Annotated in this window: 1 protein-coding gene; it reads left to right on the forward strand. The window is 66.4% G+C overall.

The genetic code is table 11. The features are described from left to right. Window positions 1-309: 309 nt before the first annotated feature. The gene (locus AC5LUJ_RS05065; RefSeq protein WP_250284835.1) at window positions 310-684 is read left to right on the forward strand and encodes a hypothetical protein; all 375 of its coding nucleotides are present in this window, start codon (window positions 310-312) and stop codon (window positions 682-684) included. The last annotated feature ends 339 nt before the right edge of the window (window positions 685-1023 follow it).

Raw genomic sequence — 1023 nt, forward strand, 5'->3', positions numbered from 1 at the left:
GCAGGCCAGTCATAGCAGGCCAGTCATAGCAGGCCGGTCGCGCCAGGATGACCATACGGCCAATTGTACGATTTGATCGTATTGTACCGATTGTCCCATGGCATGACCTCCCCAACGGGATTCACGAGGACCACGCTGTCAGCTACCGTAATGGATCGTGTCGGGCTTTCACAGGAGGCCGTTCCCTACGCGGTTCTCCCGATCCTCGCTCGGCGGCAGCCGTCGGCTCCTCATCCCTGGCCATACCTCTGGCGCCGGCAGCCAGCGCGCCGCCGTCCCTCATATCCACGACGAGGACGGCGCGGCCTGATGACCCCATCGCTGAACACCGTCCGCAATGATCTCGTCGCGGAACTTGCAACGAGGCTGGAACAGCTGGACCATCTGCTCGGACGCCTGGAGGACGCCGAACAGCAGGCCGCGAGCGCCAGCGAGGACCTGATGCGTGCCCGGCGCTGGCAGGAGGAGACCCTGCGCGTGCTCCAGGACGAGCGCGCCCAGATGCGTACGCACCAGCGCGCCCTGGACAGCCTCGCCGACCGGACACAGACCGCCCTGATCGCTCTGGCCGCCAACCATCGGTCGCTGCCGCCGGAGGTCCACGAACTCGCGATCGAACTCCGGGTCCTGCAGACCTCCGGCCTGCTCTCCCGCCGGCCACCCCCCCGCACCCGCCAGCCGTAGGTCACCCACCCGCCGGGCGGACCCACGCCGCGACGCCGGTATCACGCGACACACACCCGCCCCGACCAGCCACGTCCTTCACAGGATCACCCCGAAGCCCAGGCGCCCACGGCGAGCAGGCCCTCGCATGCACAGCCCCCTAAAAATCATCATCAAAACAACCCCGAAACTACCCTTTCCCTACAATTCATCCCAAAAGCCACCAACATTCCCACAGCAGCCCACAGCCCAACCAACCGCCCCCTTCGGGATCATCGCGAAGATGATCCCGAAGCCACTCCCGACGGCCCACCCCAGAGGCAGGGGCCCCATCTCGCGCCAAAGGCGCTAGATGGGGGG

The organism is Protofrankia sp. CiP1_Cm_nod3 (assembly GCF_982290655.1).

Excerpts from the sequence above, each read along its gene's own strand:
- AC5LUJ_RS05065 (WP_250284835.1), top strand. The coding sequence starts at position 310 with ATGACCCCATCGCTGAACACCGTCCGCAATGATCTCGTCGCGGAACTT.